The sequence below is a fragment of the Maritimibacter alkaliphilus HTCC2654 genome, assembly GCF_000152805.1.
GTDB classification, from domain to species: domain Bacteria; phylum Pseudomonadota; class Alphaproteobacteria; order Rhodobacterales; family Rhodobacteraceae; genus Maritimibacter; species Maritimibacter alkaliphilus.
The window spans coordinates 1693108-1709564 of record NZ_CH902578.1; the positions used below are offsets into that span (position 1 = coordinate 1693108).

The 16457-nt window shown below is 64.0% G+C and carries 15 protein-coding genes; 1 reads left to right on the forward strand and 14 read right to left on the reverse strand.

Annotation, left to right across the window (positions count from 1 at the left end; translation table 11 throughout):
• Nucleotides 1–18: 18 nt before the first annotated feature.
• The 14 genes from RB2654_RS23685 to RB2654_RS09320 form a co-directional block, all read right to left on the reverse strand.
• Nucleotides 19–183 carry a hypothetical protein gene (locus RB2654_RS23685; RefSeq protein ID WP_008330749.1) on the reverse strand — a complete coding sequence of 55 codons (165 nt, stop codon included), beginning with the start codon at nt 181–183 and terminating at the stop codon, nt 19–21.
• 53 nt (nt 184–236) lie between these two features.
• Nucleotides 237–1688 carry a benzoyl-CoA 2,3-epoxidase subunit BoxB gene (gene boxB / locus RB2654_RS09260; protein WP_008330750.1) on the reverse strand — a complete coding sequence of 484 codons (1452 nt, stop codon included), beginning with the start codon at nt 1686–1688 and terminating at the stop codon, nt 237–239.
• A gap of 54 nt (nt 1689–1742) precedes the next feature.
• Nucleotides 1743–3401: a 2,3-epoxybenzoyl-CoA dihydrolase gene (gene boxC, locus RB2654_RS09265; RefSeq protein WP_008330751.1), complete on the reverse strand. Its 1659-nt coding sequence runs from the start codon at nt 3399–3401 to the stop codon at nt 1743–1745.
• Nucleotides 3402–3548: 147 nt separating this feature from the next.
• On the reverse strand, nt 3549–3908 hold the full coding sequence (locus tag RB2654_RS09270) for a DUF309 domain-containing protein (RefSeq protein WP_008330752.1): 360 nt from the start codon (nt 3906–3908) through the stop codon (nt 3549–3551).
• Nucleotides 3905–4720, reverse strand: a complete 816-nt coding sequence (locus RB2654_RS09275) for an alpha/beta fold hydrolase (protein ID WP_008330753.1) — start codon at nt 4718–4720, stop codon at nt 3905–3907. Before RB2654_RS09275 ends, RB2654_RS09270 begins: the two co-directional genes overlap by 4 nt.
• Entirely contained in the window at nt 4720–6255 is a 1536-nt protein-coding gene (locus RB2654_RS09280; RefSeq protein WP_008330754.1) for a benzoate-CoA ligase family protein, read from the reverse strand. Before RB2654_RS09280 ends, RB2654_RS09275 begins: the two co-directional genes overlap by 1 nt.
• Before the next feature lie 39 nt (nt 6256–6294).
• Nucleotides 6295–6762, reverse strand: coding sequence for a 4-hydroxylaminobenzoate lyase (locus RB2654_RS09285; RefSeq protein WP_008330756.1), 468 nt, complete (start codon nt 6760–6762; stop codon nt 6295–6297).
• A 135-nt stretch (nt 6763–6897) separates the two neighbouring features.
• Nucleotides 6898–8490, reverse strand: a complete 1593-nt coding sequence (locus RB2654_RS09290; protein ID WP_008330758.1) for an acyl-CoA dehydrogenase family protein — start codon at nt 8488–8490, stop codon at nt 6898–6900.
• A gap of 8 nt (nt 8491–8498) precedes the next feature.
• On the reverse strand, nt 8499–10307 hold the full coding sequence (locus tag RB2654_RS09295; RefSeq protein WP_040884645.1) for a feruloyl-CoA synthase: 1809 nt from the start codon (nt 10305–10307) through the stop codon (nt 8499–8501).
• A 3-nt stretch (nt 10308–10310) separates the two neighbouring features.
• Nucleotides 10311–10784 carry a MarR family winged helix-turn-helix transcriptional regulator gene (locus tag RB2654_RS09300; protein ID WP_008330761.1) on the reverse strand — a complete coding sequence of 158 codons (474 nt, stop codon included), beginning with the start codon at nt 10782–10784 and terminating at the stop codon, nt 10311–10313.
• Between the two features lie 4 nt (nt 10785–10788).
• Nucleotides 10789–11559 carry a crotonase/enoyl-CoA hydratase family protein gene (locus tag RB2654_RS09305; protein ID WP_008330763.1) on the reverse strand — a complete coding sequence of 257 codons (771 nt, stop codon included), beginning with the start codon at nt 11557–11559 and terminating at the stop codon, nt 10789–10791.
• Between the two features lie 82 nt (nt 11560–11641).
• Nucleotides 11642–13138, reverse strand: coding sequence for a TRAP transporter large permease (locus RB2654_RS09310; protein ID WP_008330764.1), 1497 nt, complete (start codon nt 13136–13138; stop codon nt 11642–11644).
• Complete coding sequence (locus RB2654_RS09315; RefSeq protein WP_008330765.1) at nt 13135–13644, reverse strand: TRAP transporter small permease; 510 nt, start codon at nt 13642–13644, stop codon at nt 13135–13137. The genes RB2654_RS09310 and RB2654_RS09315 overlap by 4 nt, the downstream gene beginning before the upstream one ends.
• 70 nt (nt 13645–13714) lie before the next feature.
• A complete protein-coding gene (locus tag RB2654_RS09320) occupies nt 13715–14770 on the reverse strand; it encodes a TRAP transporter substrate-binding protein (protein WP_008330766.1) in 1056 nt (351 codons plus the stop codon).
• Between the two features lie 562 nt (nt 14771–15332).
• On the opposite strand from RB2654_RS09320, the gene RB2654_RS09325 reads away from it, so the two are divergent.
• Nucleotides 15333–16409: a GNAT family N-acetyltransferase gene (locus RB2654_RS09325; RefSeq protein WP_008330767.1), complete on the forward strand. Its 1077-nt coding sequence runs from the start codon at nt 15333–15335 to the stop codon at nt 16407–16409.
• Nucleotides 16410–16457: the final 48 nt, after the last annotated feature.

The window sequence follows — 16457 nt, forward strand, 5'->3', positions numbered from 1 at the left end:
GCGCTCTGGCGGCCAGTTTCACTTGTCCTTCAGGACAAGATCGGGGACCAGCATCGCCTCGATCAATTCGTGGCACAGGCCCTTGCAGTCGGCGCATCCGACGCAGCCCTGTTTCAGGCCGGAGACCTGAACGGCGAGATCGCGGGTGCGCGGCGCGTGTGCGGTGCGGCGGTCGACTTGCATGGTGTCCTCCCTCGAAGATGTGGCGGGGGGCCGTGGCCCCCCGGCCCTGTGGCTTACGCCATGTGCAGCTTGACGTATTCGAAGTCGCCCGGCTTGTTGTCGATGCCGACCTTCGGCGGGGCGATCCAACCGGCGAACTTGCCCGGCTCGGTGACGGGGACCATGAGCGACTGGATGAAGTCGCCGTCCGCGTGGGTCGGAAGCCAGTCGTTCACCTTGGCGTCGTATTCGGCGCCGGTCAGCAGGGTGCCTTCCGGGTCGAACAGGTGCGACGAGAACACGCCGATCTTGCGGTTGAAGCTTTCATGCGGAAGCTTCAGCTCGAACTGGACACCGGCCTTTTCGATGATCTTGTTCCAGCGGCCAACGCCACCGGCGGCATCGCGGGTGTAGTCGTCGCGCAGGCGCATGTTGATCGCGGTCAGCGCCGGAACCTCTTTCTGAACGACTTTGCCATCCTCGAAGTCCCACACCATGTAGGTGTCGTTCTTGAGCATGTGATCGTCGTCGATCCGATGCTCCTGATACCGGCCCTTGATGCCCGCGTTGAACGCGTTGGCGGCGTTGGTCGACACCTCTTGCCCGAACAGGTCGAGCGACAGGGTGTAGTGCAGGTTCAGCTTCTTCTGGATCGTCGGCAGGTCGATGACGCCCAGGCTGCGGATCTTGTCGATGTCATAGGGGTCTTCGATGCCGTTCTCGCGCATCACCTGACAGGTGCGTTCGATGGTGCGTCCGACGCCGGTCTCGCCCACGAACATGTGGTGCGCTTCTTCGGTCAGCATGAAGCGGCAGGTGCGGCTGAGCGGGTCGAAGCCGGACTGAGCCAGCGATTCAAGCTGCATCTTGCCGTCACGGTCGGTGAAGTAGGTGAACATGAAGAACGACAGCCAATCCGGCGTCTCTTCGTTGAAGGCCCCCAGCATCCGCGGGGCTTCCTCCGAACCCGAGGACCGCACAAGCAGATCGTCGGCCTCTTCCCGGCCGTCCTTGCCGAAGTATTTCTGAAGCAGGTAGACCATCGCCCAGAGGTGACGCCCCTCTTCCACGTTCACCTGGAACAGGTTGCGCATGTCGTAAAGCGACGGGGCGGTGAGGCCGAGGAACCGCTGCTGCTCGACCGAGCCCGGCTCGGTGTCGCCCTGAATGACGATGAGGCGCTTCATCAGGTTGCGGTATTCGCCCGGCACTTCCTGCCAAGCCGGCTGGCCGTAGTGTTCGCCACAGGGGATCTTGCGGTCTTCGACCTGCGGGGCCAGCAGAACGCCCCAGCGGTATTCCGGCATCTTGACGTAGTCGAACTTGGCCCAGCCTTTCGGGTCCACGGACACGGCGGTGCGCAGATAGACCATCGACTTCTGGAATTTCTCGGGGATGAGGTCGTTCCACCAGTTGATGTAGCCGGGGTGCCATTTCTCAAGTGCCTTCAGAACCTTGCGGTCCGAGGACAGCCCGACGTTGTTGGGAATCTGCGTATCGTAGCTGACGTTGATAAGGTCGACCATCTGTCTCTCCCTATGGGTTTTGGGCGGGCACGATAGCCCGCCCTGCAAGTTTGGTTAGACGCGTTCCATATTGTATTCGCCGCGCACGCCGGTGCCGTAACGCTGCAACGCGCCATCGGCCCCCACCGCGTTCGGGCGGTTGAAAATCCAGTTCTGCCAGGCGGTCAGGCGACCGAAGATCCGGGTTTCCATCGTTTCAGGTCCGGCGAAGCGCAGGTTGGCCTCCATGCCGGTCATCGCGTCCGGGCTGAACGAGGCGCGCTCTTCCATGAAGATGCGAATTTCGTCGTCCCAGTCGATGTCGTCGAGGATCATGGTGACGAGGCCCAGGTCGTCGGCCTCTTCGGCTTCCAGAGCCTCACCGATCTTGGCCTTCGCGGCGTCCACGCTGTCCGGCTCGCCGTAAAAGCGGGTTTCCAGACGGGTCAGGTCGTTGCCCATCGGGTAACGGCCGAAGTTGGAGTCCGACAGGGTGATCGTGGCGATCGGGCGGTTGTCGCCCTCGAACTCGTCTTCCATCATGTAGGAACGGTCGACGGCGAACAGGATTTCGGCCAGCACACCCGCGTAGCAGGAGCCATGCTCGACCAGAGCGGTCAGCGAGCGCGAGGTCACGTCGATCCGCTTGAGCACACGCTTCCAGAACATCAGGATTTCGTTGGCGAGCCAGTTGTCGTCATTGGCCAGAAGCAGGTCTTCGTGCGCCTTCACCTGCTCCGGGTCGCCCTGCGTGCGGAACACCCACAGGCCAAGCTCCATCTCGTTCAGCCGCAGATGCATGATCGCGTCGTCCAGCTCGCGGGCGAGCTTGAGCATGTAGCCCTGGTCGCCAGCGGCCACCACGTCGTCGATGGAAGCGGGCGCGTCCGCGTCGGGGCCCGAAATGGTGATGGTCGCCTTGCGCCCGTCACGGTCGATCTCGACCTCGACGAGGTCGTAGTGCACGCCCTTGTCGTCGATGGTGCGATTGAGCGGGCCGAGTGCGATGCCCTTGTCCGCGACCGGCTTGGTCGAGGCGGCGGCGAATTCACGGGCGCGTTCGTCAACAGTCTCGTCGAACTTGGAGTTCGGAACGACCTCGTCCACCAGACGCCAGTCTTTCGCGCGCTTGCCCTTCACGCCCTCTTCGATCGAGCAGAAGATGTCGGCGCGGTCACGGCGCACCTTGCGCTTGTCGGTGACGCGGGTAAGGCCACCCGTGCCCGGCAGAACGGCCAGAAGCGGAACTTCGGGAAGCGCGACCGACGAGGTCGAGTCGTCCGTCAGCATGATGTAGTTGCAGGCGAGCGCCAGTTCGTAGCCGCCCCCGGCGCAAGCGCCCTTGACCGCCGCGATCCATTTCTGACCCGAGTCCGCCTCGGCGGCCTCGAAGGTGTTGCGCGTTTCGTTGGTGAACTTACAGAAGTTGACCTTGTGGCTGTGGGCGGCACCGCCAAGCATCCGGATGTTCGCGCCGGCGCAGAACACCTTGTCCTTGGCCGACTTCATCACGACGGTTTTCACCTCGGGGTGCTCGAAGCGCATACGCTGAACCACGTCCGACAGTTCGATATCGACGCCGAGGTCGTAGGAGTTCAGCTTGAGCTGATAGCCGTCGAAGAGGCCCGCGTTTTCGTCGACGTCCATGTAAACGGTCGCGACGGGGCCGTCGTATTCCACCTTCCAGTGGCGGTACTTTGACGGGTCGGTTTGGAAGTCGATCACCTTGCTCATTGGCCCGGTCTCCTTGTTCGCGTTGGTAGCAATATAGTGCGTGGCTGAGATCAAGTCTACACCATGATGCACTATAGTGCTTAACTTTCTTTCATTTAATTTCAGTTATTTACAACACAGTGCATCAGCTTCATGCCGTATTTTGCACTATATTGCATCATTACTCAGGCGCGATTCGAGCGCCTTTGCCTCGCCGCGCGCCCAATCGACTCGCGCCCCCTGCCCGGCTCGGGCGAGGTGGTCACGGGCGATGGTCAGGATACGGGCCGCGGCGCGGGGCTGACCCATCACGCGCTTCAGGTTCCCGTTGGCAAGCTGGATCGCGGCCTGCAACAGCGCCTTGTGCTCCGAGTTCGGCGCGGCCACCATCCAGACCGGCTCCCACGCCTCATGCGCTTCCCAGAAGTAGCCCGCGCGGTACTGCGCGAGCCCTTCGTCCCATCCGGGCGCGATGGAGCCTTCCGGCGGGCGGGCGTTCTGCCCCGGTATATGGGGCGCGGGCGTCATACGCCCTCGGGCTCCGCCGCTTCCATGGTGTCGAGGTGCTCGCAGAACTCCACGATGGCCGCCAGCGTGTCTTCCGGTTTCTCGAGGTGCGGCGCGTGTTTGGCACCTTCGATGATCGCCACGTCCGCGGGCGAATAGGTCCGCGTTTCGATCTCTTCGATCTGGGCGAGCGTGCCGTACTGGTCGTCGCGCCCCTGAATGGCGAGACAGGGAATGCGCCAGTAGTCGATGACCTCGGCCACGTTCCAGTCCTTGAAACCGGGGGCGAGCCAGCTGTCGTTCCAGCCCCGGAACGTGTTGTCCGGGTCGCGGTGATAGCGGGCCATCTTTTCCTTCAGCCCGCCCGCTTCATAGGCCTCGCCCGCCTTGGCGATCTCGGCCAGCCCCATCTCTTCGGTGAAGAAATGCGGTGCGATCAGGATCAGGCCGCGCACGCGCACGTCCGACACCCGGCCCGCATATTCGGCCGCGATGGTCGCGCCGTCGGAATGACCCAAAAGCACGTAGCCTTGCGCCCCGATGGCGTCGAGCACGTCCGGTAGCACATCCACCGCTTCCCGCGTCATGTAGTCCAGCGGGCGCGGCAGATCGGCAAGATCCGACTGGCCGTAGCCCGCGCGCGAAAACACGAAGACCGGGTGCCCGGTCGCCTGCGCGATGTTCGCGGGCACGTCGCGCCACAGCGCGGTGCATCCCAGCCCCTCGTGCAGCATCACGATCACGGGCTTGTCGCCCGGTTGCGGGCCATGGCAGGCATATTCCAGCCGCTTGCCGCCCGCGTTCAGAAATCCGCTGTCGACCCAATCAATCATCAGTGCGCATCCCTCAGCTTGAAACGCTGGATCTTGCCGGTCGCGGTCTTGGGCAGTTCATCGACCACCTCGATCCAGCGCGGGTATTTCCACATTCCGATCTTCTCTTTCACGAAGTCCTTGATCGCCTCCGGCGTCGGTGCCTCGACGCCCTCTTTGAGGACGATGTAGGCCGCTGGCTTCACGAGGTCTTTCTCGTCCTCCCGCGCCACGACGGCTGCTTCGAGGACGCAGGGATGGTCGATCAGCGCCTGTTCCACCTCGAAGGGCGAGACCCAGATGCCGGAAACCTTGAACATGTCATCGGTGCGCCCGCAGTAGACGAAGCGCCCCTCGGGCGTGCGTTCGTACTTGTCGCCCGTCCGGGTCCAATGGCCTTGGAACGTGTCCATCGACTTGAAGCGGCGGTTCCAGTATCCCTCGGCGCTGGACGGGCCGCGCACAAGCAGCTCGCCCACGTCGCCTTCGGCCACGTCCTCGTCATGCTCATCGACCAGCCGGACCTCGTATCCCGGCACGGCCTTGCCCGACGTGCCATAGACGATGTCGCCGGGGCGGTTGGACAGGAAGATGTGGAGCATTTCGGTCGAGCCGACACCATCCACGATCTCGGCCTTCCAAAGCCGCTGCCAACGCTCGCCGATCTCGCGCGGCAGCGCCTCGCCCGCCGAGGTGCAGATGCGCACCGAGTGGACCGGATCGGTTCCCGCCTTTTCCTGCGCCGCGACCATCGCCGCATAAAGCGTGGGGACCGCGCAGAACACGGTCGGCTTTTCGTCGGCCAGCAGCGCAGACACCCCATCCGGCGTGGGCCGGCCGCCCATCAGCACCGTCGTCGCCCCGACGGACATGGGGAAGGACATGGCGTTGCCCAGGCCATAGGCGAAGAACATCTTCGCGACCGAAAACACCGTGTCGTCCTCGCGGATGCCCAGCACCTGCGCACCGAAGGTGTCGCAGGTCGCCTTGAGCGAGCCGTGAACGTGGCGCACCCCCTTGGGCGTGCCCGTCGACCCGGAGGAATAGAGCCAGAAGGCCAGTTCGTCCGCCGACGCCTCGCAGGTTTCCTCGATCTCGGCCCCGGCCACGAAATCCGTGTAGCTTTCCGTGCCTTCGGGCGCGTCGCCGATTACGACGACGGTGCGCAGGTAGCGGTTTCCGTCCACCGCCGGCTTCACCGTCTCCCAAAGTTGCTCGGACACCACGAGGATCGAGGCGCGGCTGTCGTTCAGGATCGCTTCGTAAACGCTCGCGGACAGCAGGGTGTTCAGCGGAACCGGGATCGCCCCCGCCTTGAGCGAGCCCCAGAAGACGACCGGAAATTCGATCTGGTCACGCACGATCATCGCGACGCGTTCCTCGCGGCGCACCCCATGTTTGTGAAGCGCACCGGCCCAGCGCCCGGCCTGTTCGTGCAGGTCGCCATAGGTCAGCGTGCGGTGCTCGCCGTCCGCCTCGCGAAACGCGGGTTTGTCCGCGCGGCCTTCTTCAATGTGCCGGTCCACGAAATAGACCGCGGCATTCTCGTTCGTCATGTGATCCTCCCAGTCAGGCGCCTCCCGCGCCCGGAACGGTTATTTCCCTGTGAATTCAATGGCGCCTTCGGGGAGCAGGTAGAGCACGTAGGCATCCCCACCCGTCACCGTCGGGTGATGATCGGACCCCGGCGGATAGACATACCAACCGGGTTCGAAATCATCGAACTTCGGCGCCCCTTCAAGCGGCATGACCGCCCCGATTTCGCCCGTGGTGTGGACATGATGCGGGCCTTTGACGTCCTTCATGCGCACCACGTCGACCGAAAAGCTGCCGGCGGCCCCGCCGGGCTTGATCGGTCGCCCGAACTTGATCCCGCCCGCCTCGCGCTGGACAAGCCAGCCCTCAGCCTCGCCTTGCGCACAAAGCTCGCCCAAGCGTTTGAATTCAGAGCTGTCTTTCGGATACTCGCGGTTCAGAAACGCGGCCATGTCGTCGTCGAGCGGCACACCTTCGAGCCGCGCCGCGATGCCACCGATCAGCATGGAAAACTCTTCTGCGGACATCGATTCCTCCTGTCGCTGCGCCGTGAGTCGTTTGTGCAGTATTTTGCACAATTGCCCGCGCGGTTCAACAGGTTTGGCGACGAGGTGCACTTTACTGCATAGCGCAGGGCACGAAGGTCTGGGCCGCAGGCTGCGTCAGGCCGCCGTCATTTCCGCAAGGTCGGCTTCGGTCCGGGCCGACTGCCGCGCGACGAGTGCCGCAACGCGGCGGATGCGCTCCGGGTCCGGGTGATGATCGGCCTTGGCCGCCATCTGCGCCCAGAGCGCCAGTTCCAGAACGCGCGCGGTCAGGCGGATGAACGGCGTCGCGATCTGACCCGGATCGACGCCGGTTTCCAGATGCGCGCGCGCCGCTTCCCATGCCGCCACGGCCCGGTCGAGCGCGGGGCCGCCGTCGATGCCTTTCAGGTAGTCCACGAAGGCGTTCATCGCCGCGCCGTTCTCAAGCCGCAGGAGGCGCGCGGCGACGCCCATCGCGTGAATGCCCGAGGCGCCCTCGTAGATCGCGGCGATGCGCAGGTCGCGGTAGGTCTGTTCGATGCGGTATTCCTGAAGATAACCGTAGCCGCCCAGCACCTGCATCCCCGTCTCGGCAGCGCGCAACCCCTGCTCGGACGCATACCACTTGATGACATGGGTCAGAAGTTCGAGGAGCCACGGGTTGTCGCCCGATTCCAGCGTCACCAACGCCAGATGCGTCATCGCGCGCGCGCCCATCGCGATCGCGTCGATCTCGTCCAGCATCCGGCGCACGTCACCATGCTTGTCGATGGTCACGGGACCATCCGGCCCCCGGCCCTGCACGCGCTCGGCGGCATAGCTCGACGCGATGTCATAGGCGCGGGCGGAATGCGCCACGCCCTGCAAGGCCACGTCCACGCGCGCGTGGTTCATGATCTCGAACATCGCGCGAAGCCCCTGCCCTACGGCCCCGATGAGTTCCGCCTCGGCCCCGTCGAAGGCAAGCTGACAGGTGGGTTGCAGGTGCAGACCCATCTTTTCCTCGATCCGGGTGACGTTGACCGCATTGCGGCTGCCGTCGGCGCGGTCCGACAGGCAGGCGAACAGCGACAGGCCCTTCACCCCGCTGTCCATCTCGCCGGTGCGGGCGAGGACCATGTGCAGCACGCCCTTGGACATGTCCTGATCGCCACCCGAGATGAAAATCTTCTCGCCGGTGATCCGCCAGACATCGCCATCCTGCACCGCGCGGGTGCGGATGCGGCCAAGGTCCGACCCCGCGCCGGGTTCGGTCAGGGCCATCGTGCCGAGATAATCGCCGGAAGCGAGTAGCGGCAGGTACTTGGCCTTCTGCGCGTCGGTGCCGAAATTCTGGAAGACCCGGTTGTGGCCCACAGCCAGCGAGACGAGCATCTGGAACGCGTGGTTCGCGCCCATGAGGATCTCGTGGATCACGCCGCCGGTCACGCCGTCGACCCCCATGCCGCCATAATCCTCGGGCAACATGAGACCGGGCCAGCCGCCCTCGACATACTGCGTGAACATCGCCTTCACCGCATCCGGCAGAACAACCCGGCCATCGACCAGCTTCGCCCCGATCCTGTCCCCGATCTCATCCGTCGGTGCGATCACCTCTTCCGCGAAAGAGGCGAAGTGCTGCGCGATCTCGCGCGACATTTCGGGGTCGTAGTCCGCGACCCGGTCGGCCCCGACCACGTGGTTCAGGATGAAGAAAATGTCGTCGAGCGGGGCGGCGAAGGGTTTCATGGCAAACCTCAGATGGTGATCGTCGCAGGGTCGGCGTCGTCGTAGAGCCGTTTGAGAAGCGCGTCCCGGCGGTCCAGAACCTTGCGGTAGTTTAGGTTGCCCTTGGCGGTCATCTCGCCCTCGCCCATGTTGGGCGGCTCTTCCAGAACGATAGCGCGACCCACGCGTGAGGATGAACCGGACACTTCGCCCGCACGCACCGCCAAACGGCGGCGAATGTCCGATTGCAGCGCCGCGTTGATGAGCGCGCCGTTGTCGGAATCGAACGAATAACCTTCCTTTTCCAGCTCGGCGACGTTCGGAAAGATCATGATTCCGATCTCGTTCTTATCCGCGCCCGTGATGACGATGTCCTGCGCGAGCGGCCCGATACAGGCGAGCATGTCGAGCCGAAGCTGGCCCGCGCGCACCCATGTGCCGGTGAGAAGCTTGAAGTCCTCGGATATGCGCCCGTCGAATTGCAGGCCCAGATCGTAGTTGTCGGGGTTCACGAATTTCATCGCGTCGCCGGTGAGGAAAAAGCCCTCGTCGTCGAACGCCTCGGCGGTCTTTTCCGGGTTGTCGAGATAGCCGGTGAAGATCGACGGGCCTTTCACCCGAACCTCGCAGCGCATGTCGTCGTCGGGGATCAGCTTGACCTCAACCCCCGGCAGCGGCACGCCGACGATGCCGGACCTGTCGGTCGGTTCGTGTTGCAGGAGCGCGGCGGGCGCGGTTTCGGTCAGACCCCAGGACGAGTTCATCAGAGGCAGGTCACCGCGCACCTCATGCGCCGCGTCCTCGATCCCCTTCCAGACGTCCTGCGGCAGCGAGGCCCCGGCATAGAAGATCATGTCGAGTTCGGCGAAGTAGCTTTGCTTGAGCGCCTCGTCGGTCTTCATCGCCTTGACCAACCCCGCGAAGCCCACGGGCACGTTGAAGCTGATCGTGGGCGAGACGAGTTTCAGGTTCTCGACGGTGCGCGAGATCAATGCCGGCGTCGGCTTGCCGTCGTCGACATAAAGCGTGCCGCCGTTGGCGAGGATCATGTTGAAGTTGTGCGAGCCGCCGAAGACGTGGTTCCACGGCAGCCAATCCACGAGCACCGGAGGCCGGGTGGCGAGGAACGGCAGCGCGGCGGCGAGTTGCGCCTGATTGGTGGTCATCATCCGGTTGGTCGTCGGCACACCCTTGGGGGCCGAGGTGGAGCCGGAGGTGAGGAGGATCTTGCCCACCGTATCCGGGCCGGTCGCGGCGAAGGCGGCATCCACATCGACGCCCGCGGCGCCTTTGACGAGGACCGCGAAGGGCGTGACCTTGGCGTTCTGGCCGGGGTTCGAAGCGACCACTTCGATGTCGTCGAAGATGTCGAGCGCCAGCGCCTCGCCATACTGGTCGGCGTCCACCGTATAGGCCATGCGCGGCTTGGTCATTTCGACGGCGTGGCGCAGACGACCGTGGGCGCCGTGGATCAGCGCGTATTGTTCGGCCACCGGCACGATCGGCACGCCGACATACTGCCCGGCAAGCGCGAGCAGGCCGTGGTCGACGCCGTTGCCGGAGATCACGATCACCGGCGTGTCCGCGTTCATCCCGCGCGCAAGCAGGCTGGCGGCGATGCCACGAACCTGTTCCAGCGCCTCGGCATAGCTCACCTCACGCCAGCCCGCGCCATAGCGTTCGGCAAGGAAGGTGCGGTCGGGCGCGGCGCCGGCCCAGTGGTGGAGCCAGTCGCCGGTGCGGTCCACGACGGGGCCGAGCGGGTCGGCGGCGCGGTAGATCATCGTGCCATCGGGGCGTGTTTCGACGGTTGTGGAATGCGGTTTGTACTTAGACATGGGTCAGCTCCTCCCTGTCCCGGTGGCTTCGATCTTGGCCAGCGCGCCGAGCAGATGCGCGCGGTCGTCGCCGGTCAGTCCGGCATAAAGACTGGTTTCGTGGGCATGGACCGCCTCGGTCGCCTGTGCGAGCAGCCGGGCCCCCGCCGTCGTCAGGCGCAGCGCATAGGTGCGGCGGTCGGACGGCACGCGTTCGCGCGAGATCAGACCGCGCCGGGTGAGTTCGTCTGTCACGGCGACGAGGTTCGGGCGCTCGACCGATAGGGCGGCGGCGAGTTGCGCCTGACTGAGGCCCGGATTGTCCCCGATGACGACCAGCGCGGAAAACGTGATCATCCGCAGACCCAACGGGTCGAGCGTTGCGCCAAGGTCGGCGTGGATCACGTTCCACGCGCGGCGCAGGTTGAAGCCAAGGAACGGGCGCAGGGCCGCATCCGTCACCTTCTTGGCCGTGTCGGTTTCCTCCCCTCCCGACATGGCGCTACCTGAAACTCGGGTCGCGTTTCTGAAGGAAGGCCTGCAACCCCTCGATCGCATGTGGGCTGGTCTGGGTCAGGGCCGCGCAGAGGCTTTCGGTGAAGAGACCGTCGGCTTTGGACATATCCTCGATCCGCGACAGCGCCTGAATCATCACGTAGTTCGACAGGGGCGCATTGTCGGCGATGTTGCGGGCGAGCTTCTGGGCGAGTTCCAGCGCCTCGCCCTCGCCGACCGCGTAGTGGGTGAGGCCAAGCGACAGCCCCTCTTCCGCGCCGTACTTGCGGCCCGTCAGCATCATCTCGATCATCCGGTCGGCCCCGAGGATGCGCCCCACGCGCACGCTCGCCCCGCCGCCGACGAAGATGCCCCGCCGTCCCTCGGGAAGCTGGAAGATCGTGGAAGGCTCGGCGATACGCACATGGGTAGAGGTGGCAAGCTCCAGTCCGCCGCCGATCACCGCGCCGAACATGGCGGAAATCACCGGCAGCCCGCCATACTGGATCTTGTCCATGATCGCGTGCCAGCCGCGCGAGTGGCGCATCGTGCCCTCGGCGTCACGCTGTTCGTGCTCGGCAAGGTCGAGACCCGAGCAGAAGTGCCCCTCGGTGCCGGTCAGAACCACCGCCTTCACCCCGGCGGGCGGGTTGGAAAAGAACGCGTCGAGCGCGTTCAGAAGCTGGTCGGACATGGCGTTGCGCTTGCCGGCCCGGTTCATGGTGAGCGTGGCGATGCCGTCGTCGGACACATCCACCAGAAGAATGTCGTCAGCCATGAATACCTCCCTGGTATAATCGTTATGACTTGTATCTATCTTCGCGAGACGGCGCAATGTGCTTGCGCCGTCCGTTTTCGGTTCAGGTGATCAGGAACAGGGTGATCGCCGGAAAGGCGACCAGCAGGGCCACGCGGATCAGATCCGACGTGATGAAGAACATCACGGCCTTGTAGGTCTCGACGATCGGGGTCTGCTTGTCCATCGCGTTGATGATGAACAGGATCATACCCACCGGCGGGGTGATGAGACCGGTTTCCACGACGATCAGGACGAGGATGCCGAACCAGATCGCGGTGTATTCCATGCCCAGCGCATTGGCGCGCATTTCGGTCAGGCGGACGCCCAATTCACCCGAAAGCTGTCGTGGCACTTCCTGCCCCGCCGCCATCAGCGCGTTGATCTGGTCCATCACATCCTGCGCCACCCCCTGCGCCGCCCCGGACGCGATCGCGTCACGGATCATGTCATGCTGCATCGACACGAAGTCGACCATGCCGAAATCCAGCACCGAGATGATCGGGTAGAAGATCGGAATGGTAAGCAGGATCATGGACAGCGAGTCCATGAGACAGCCCAGAAGCAGGTAGAAGACGAGGATGATCAAGAGCACCGTGTACGGCGAATAGCCCTGTTCGGCGACCCAGCTCGCCGCCGTCTGCGGCACCTGGCTCACGGCGAGGAAGCCGTTGTAGAAGGCCGCGCCGAGCACGATGAAGAAGATCATCGCGGTCGAGCGTGCGGTCGCCGTGAACGAACCGAGCAGCGATTTCCACGTCAAGCCGCCGTTGAAGAGCGCGATGATCCCGGTGCCGAGCGCACCGACCGCCGCGCCTTCGGTGGGCGTGAACAGCCCGCCGTAGATGCCGCCGACCACGAGGCCGAAGACCAGCAGGACCGGCCAGACGTTGAACACGGCCCGAAACCGCTCGGCCATCGGAACCGGCGGACGGGTGCCCGCCGATTTCGGGAACAGGCGGACATAGATCGAGATGACGATGATATAGCCGATCGCCGCGAGGATGCCGGGCACGATGGCGGCGGCAAAGAGCTTGGCGATGTTCTGTTCCGCGAGGATGGCATAGATCACCAGCACCACCGACGGCGGGATCAGGATACCGAGCGTGCCGCCCGCCGCCAGCGTGGCCGTCGAGAATCCGCCGGAATAGCCGTAGCGGCGCAGTTCAGGCAGGGCGACGCGCCCCATCGTGGCAGCGGTCGCAAGCGACGAGCCACAGATCGCGCCGAACCCCGCACAGGCTCCGATGGCGGCCATGGCGACACCGCCGCGCCGGTGACCAAGCCAGCTTTCCGCCGCCTTGAACAGCGATTGGCTCATCCCGCCAAGGGTCGCGAAGTGACCCATCAGCAGGAACATCGGCACGATGGACAGCGAGTAGGACGAAAACGTCGTGTAGGTCTCGGTCTTCAGGCGGGCGAGCGCGATGTGCCAGCCGTCGTTGATGATCCCCAGCCCCACGAACCCCGCGAGGAACATGGCAAGCCCGATGGGCACGCGCAGGAAGATAAGCAGGAGGAGCGCCGGGAAGGACCAGAGCCCGATCTCGATATTGGTCATATTTCGCCCCCCTCGACGGCGATTGTCTTGCCCGTCACGGCCTCGGTCACGCGCACGAAGGCGTGCCAGACACCGACGACCGCGCCGACGATGGCCGCGACCATGGAGACGGCATAGCCCCACCAGACGGGAAATTGCAGGAGCAGCGTAGTCTGCCCCGAATTGAGTTTGCTCATCATGCCGCCCCAAAGCTGGGTCGCGATGATGATGAGAACGACGGCGAAGACGACGTCGATCACCGCCAGAAGCCAGCGATGCGAGGCTTCGCCCAGCGTATTGGTGAAGATGTCGACGGTCGCATGTGCGCCGGTCATGTGCGCGTAGGGCAGAAAGGCGAAGATGCAGAAGGCCATTCCGGCCTCGACGATCTCATAGTCGCCGGTCACGGCCCCAAGGCCGGTTTCGCGGCCGAGGATCGAAACGACGACGAGAATGACGAGAATGCTCAGGACAGCGCCGCCCGCGATCGCAAGTGCTTTCGACAGGCCGAGGAAAAAGCGGTTCATGGGATCCCCTGTTTCAGGTCCGGGTCAGACGAAAACGCGCGGCAGGTCGCCCCGCCGCGCGCATGATGGCTTATTTCGCGCCGTAGGTGTCGATGTTGGCCATGTCGGCGCCGCACTGCTCCATGAGCATCTTGGCTTCGTCGATCAGGGCCTGACCGTTTTCCATACCCGCGATCCATTCGTCGTAGATCGGGTTCACGATCTCATCCCAGGCTTTCGCATCTTCTTCCGAAACGGTGATGATGTTGTTGCCCAGGTCGACGGCGACCTGACGGGCCGGTCCATCGGCGTCGGCTTGGGTGCCACCGGCGAAGACCGAGAAGGCGAGGCCGGAGTTGGCGTCGATCACAGCCTTGTTCTCGTCCGACAGACCTTCGTAGACGCCCTTGTTCATGGCGAGAACGAAGGTGAGGTTGTAAAGCGCCGGACCTTCGAATTCGGTGTGGTTGGTCACCAGTTCCGGCACCTTGAGCGCGTAGGTCACTTCCCACGGGATCGTGGTTCCGTCGATCACGCCTTTGGACAGGGCTTCGGAGACGGCCGGAACGGGCATCCCGATCGGCTCGGCGCCGACGCGCGTCAGCAGGTCGTTCACAAGGCGCGAACCGCCCCGGATTTTCATGCCTTCGAGGTCGGAGGGCACTTCGACCGGCTCGTTGGTGTGGAACATGCCGGGGCCGTGGACCCAGGTGCCGACGATGTGCAGATCCTTGAACTCGCCGTCCTTCATGTGCGTGTCGAACATTTTCGAGTAGGCACAGGACGCTTCACGGGCATCCGACACCATGAAGGGCAGTTCGAAGACTTCGGTGGTCGGATAGCGGCCGGGGGTGTAACCCACGACGGTCCAGACGACGTCGGCTATGCCGTCGATGGCCTGATCCATCAGTTCCGGCGGGGTGCCGCCCAGCGCCATGGAGGCATAACGCTCGACCTTGATGCGGCCTTCCGAATCCTTCTCGACATTGTCGGCCCAGACATCCAGCACGTCCTTCGGGACGTTGGCTTGCGCGGGCAGGAACTGGTGCAGCTTGAGCGTGACTTCCTGGGCGAACGCACCCCCGGTGGACAGGGCCGTCAGTGCGGCACCGGCGGCGAGCGACGTAAGCAGTTTGCGAGTGGTCATTGATTCTCCTCCCTTGACCGGATGTGGCATTATAATGCCACTATCGCGTGTTGAATGCCATATATTGCCACAGATTTCCACCTGAATCTCGTTCAGGGCTTGTGAAAAAAGGAGCAGGCTTTGGCGTTCAGTTAAAAGGTTATAACTTATAACGATTTGCAGCAATACCTATTTCGGACCGATCCGAGGGCATTCATTGCATTTGCAGCGATAGGGGCATTTTTGTCGGGGGGGTTCAACCACTTTCTCCGACTCACCGGTTGGTGAATCAACGCGCGGCATTCGCCCGGCCCCTGTCGCCGGATCGGCAACAATGCATGGTCCGGCCCGCAATTGGCATGGCAAAACGCCGCGAAACCCTTATCATACAAGCGTTTCGTTGACTTTTTGCCCGTTTGTGGGACAGTCCCGCGCGGGGGCGCAGATGCAAGGGGTGCAGCTGCCATGTTCGATCCTAACCCGGTCTCGCACCGGGCAGCCCTCGTCCACGTCCGCGTGACCCGTCGCCGCTCGGCTCGTCTGCCCTGTAACGGCATGGCGACCACGAGAAAGGTCTGATCGGATGCAGGCGGACATCATTCGACCGGATGAGCTCGATGCCGATATGGTCGCCGTCTGGCGAGGCTTTCAGGCCGCGGACCGGGATCTGCAAAGCCCGTTCTTCACGCCGGATTTCTGCCGGATCGTCGGCACTGTGCGCCCCAAGGACACGCGCGTCGCGGTGCTACACGATCAGGGTGCGATTCAGGGCTTCTTCGCCTTCCACAAACAGCGTTTCGGGCGGCTCGCGCCGCTGGCGGGCCAGATCTCGGATTATCATGGGGTCGTCGCAGCGCCCGGAACGCGCCCGGACATGGGCATGGTCCTGAAGGCGGCGGGGGCCAAGGCCTATGACTTCAACCACGCGCCTCGCTCGCAAAGCGCCTTCGCGGACCATGCCTTCCGCGAAACGACATCGCCCTATATCGACCTGTCAGGGGGCTTCGATGCTTGGGCCGACGCGCGCAGATCGAACAATCGGTCGTTCCGCGACCTCGGACGGCGCAGCCGCAAGCTGGAACGCGATCATGGCGCGATCACCTTTGTCGCCAACGACAGGTCCGACCTGGCATGGCAGAGCTTCCTCGACTGGAAGCGCGCGTCGCTCGCCGCGATGGGCGTCAAATTCATCCTCGGCGCGGGATGGGCGAGCGACGTGGCCGAGGCGATCCGGGCCACCGACACGCCGGAATTCGCGGGTCAGACATCGGCGCTTTATGCGGGCGAGACCTGTGTCGCGGTGCATTTCGGGATGCGCAGCGCGCATACGCTGCACTGGTGGTTCCCGTCCTATGACGAGGAATACCGCAAAACCTCGCCCGGATTGATCCTGATCCTCGAAACGCTCAAGCAGATGGAAGCCGAAGGGCGGCGGGAACTGGATTTCGGTCGCGGCGACCAGCGATACAAGACCGATTTCATGACACACGAACGGGCGCTGGTCGAGGGGTCGATGGAGCGACCCGTCAGCCTGATCGGCGCGCCACGACGCCTGCGAAAGCAGCTTCAGGTCATGGCGGACCGCCTGCCCTCGCCCAAGGTGCCGGAGTTCACGCGGCGTGCGGGTGACCGGATACTTGCGGCGGGGCGGATCTTCTAGCGGCCGGACCGGGGCGCGTCGCGCGACGACCGCACGCAAGCCTATGCA

Excerpts from the sequence above, each read along its gene's own strand:
- RB2654_RS23685 (WP_008330749.1), bottom strand. The coding sequence starts at position 183 with ATGCAAGTCGACCGCCGCACCGCACACGCGCCGCGCACCCGCGATCTC.
- boxB (WP_008330750.1), bottom strand. The coding sequence starts at position 1,688 with ATGGTCGACCTTATCAACGTCAGCTACGATACGCAGATTCCCAACAAC.
- boxC (WP_008330751.1), bottom strand. The coding sequence starts at position 3,401 with ATGAGCAAGGTGATCGACTTCCAAACCGACCCGTCAAAGTACCGCCAC.
- RB2654_RS09270 (WP_008330752.1), bottom strand. The coding sequence starts at position 3,908 with ATGACGCCCGCGCCCCATATACCGGGGCAGAACGCCCGCCCGCCGGAA.
- RB2654_RS09275 (WP_008330753.1), bottom strand. The coding sequence starts at position 4,720 with ATGATTGATTGGGTCGACAGCGGATTTCTGAACGCGGGCGGCAAGCGG.
- RB2654_RS09280 (WP_008330754.1), bottom strand. The coding sequence starts at position 6,255 with ATGACGAACGAGAATGCCGCGGTCTATTTCGTGGACCGGCACATTGAA.
- RB2654_RS09285 (WP_008330756.1), bottom strand. The coding sequence starts at position 6,762 with ATGTCCGCAGAAGAGTTTTCCATGCTGATCGGTGGCATCGCGGCGCGG.
- RB2654_RS09290 (WP_008330758.1), bottom strand. The coding sequence starts at position 8,490 with ATGAAACCCTTCGCCGCCCCGCTCGACGACATTTTCTTCATCCTGAAC.
- RB2654_RS09295 (WP_040884645.1), bottom strand. The coding sequence starts at position 10,307 with ATGTCTAAGTACAAACCGCATTCCACAACCGTCGAAACACGCCCCGAT.
- RB2654_RS09300 (WP_008330761.1), bottom strand. The coding sequence starts at position 10,784 with ATGTCGGGAGGGGAGGAAACCGACACGGCCAAGAAGGTGACGGATGCG.
- RB2654_RS09305 (WP_008330763.1), bottom strand. The coding sequence starts at position 11,559 with ATGGCTGACGACATTCTTCTGGTGGATGTGTCCGACGACGGCATCGCC.
- RB2654_RS09310 (WP_008330764.1), bottom strand. The coding sequence starts at position 13,138 with ATGACCAATATCGAGATCGGGCTCTGGTCCTTCCCGGCGCTCCTCCTG.
- RB2654_RS09315 (WP_008330765.1), bottom strand. The coding sequence starts at position 13,644 with ATGAACCGCTTTTTCCTCGGCCTGTCGAAAGCACTTGCGATCGCGGGC.
- RB2654_RS09320 (WP_008330766.1), bottom strand. The coding sequence starts at position 14,770 with ATGACCACTCGCAAACTGCTTACGTCGCTCGCCGCCGGTGCCGCACTG.
- RB2654_RS09325 (WP_008330767.1), top strand. The coding sequence starts at position 15,333 with ATGCAGGCGGACATCATTCGACCGGATGAGCTCGATGCCGATATGGTC.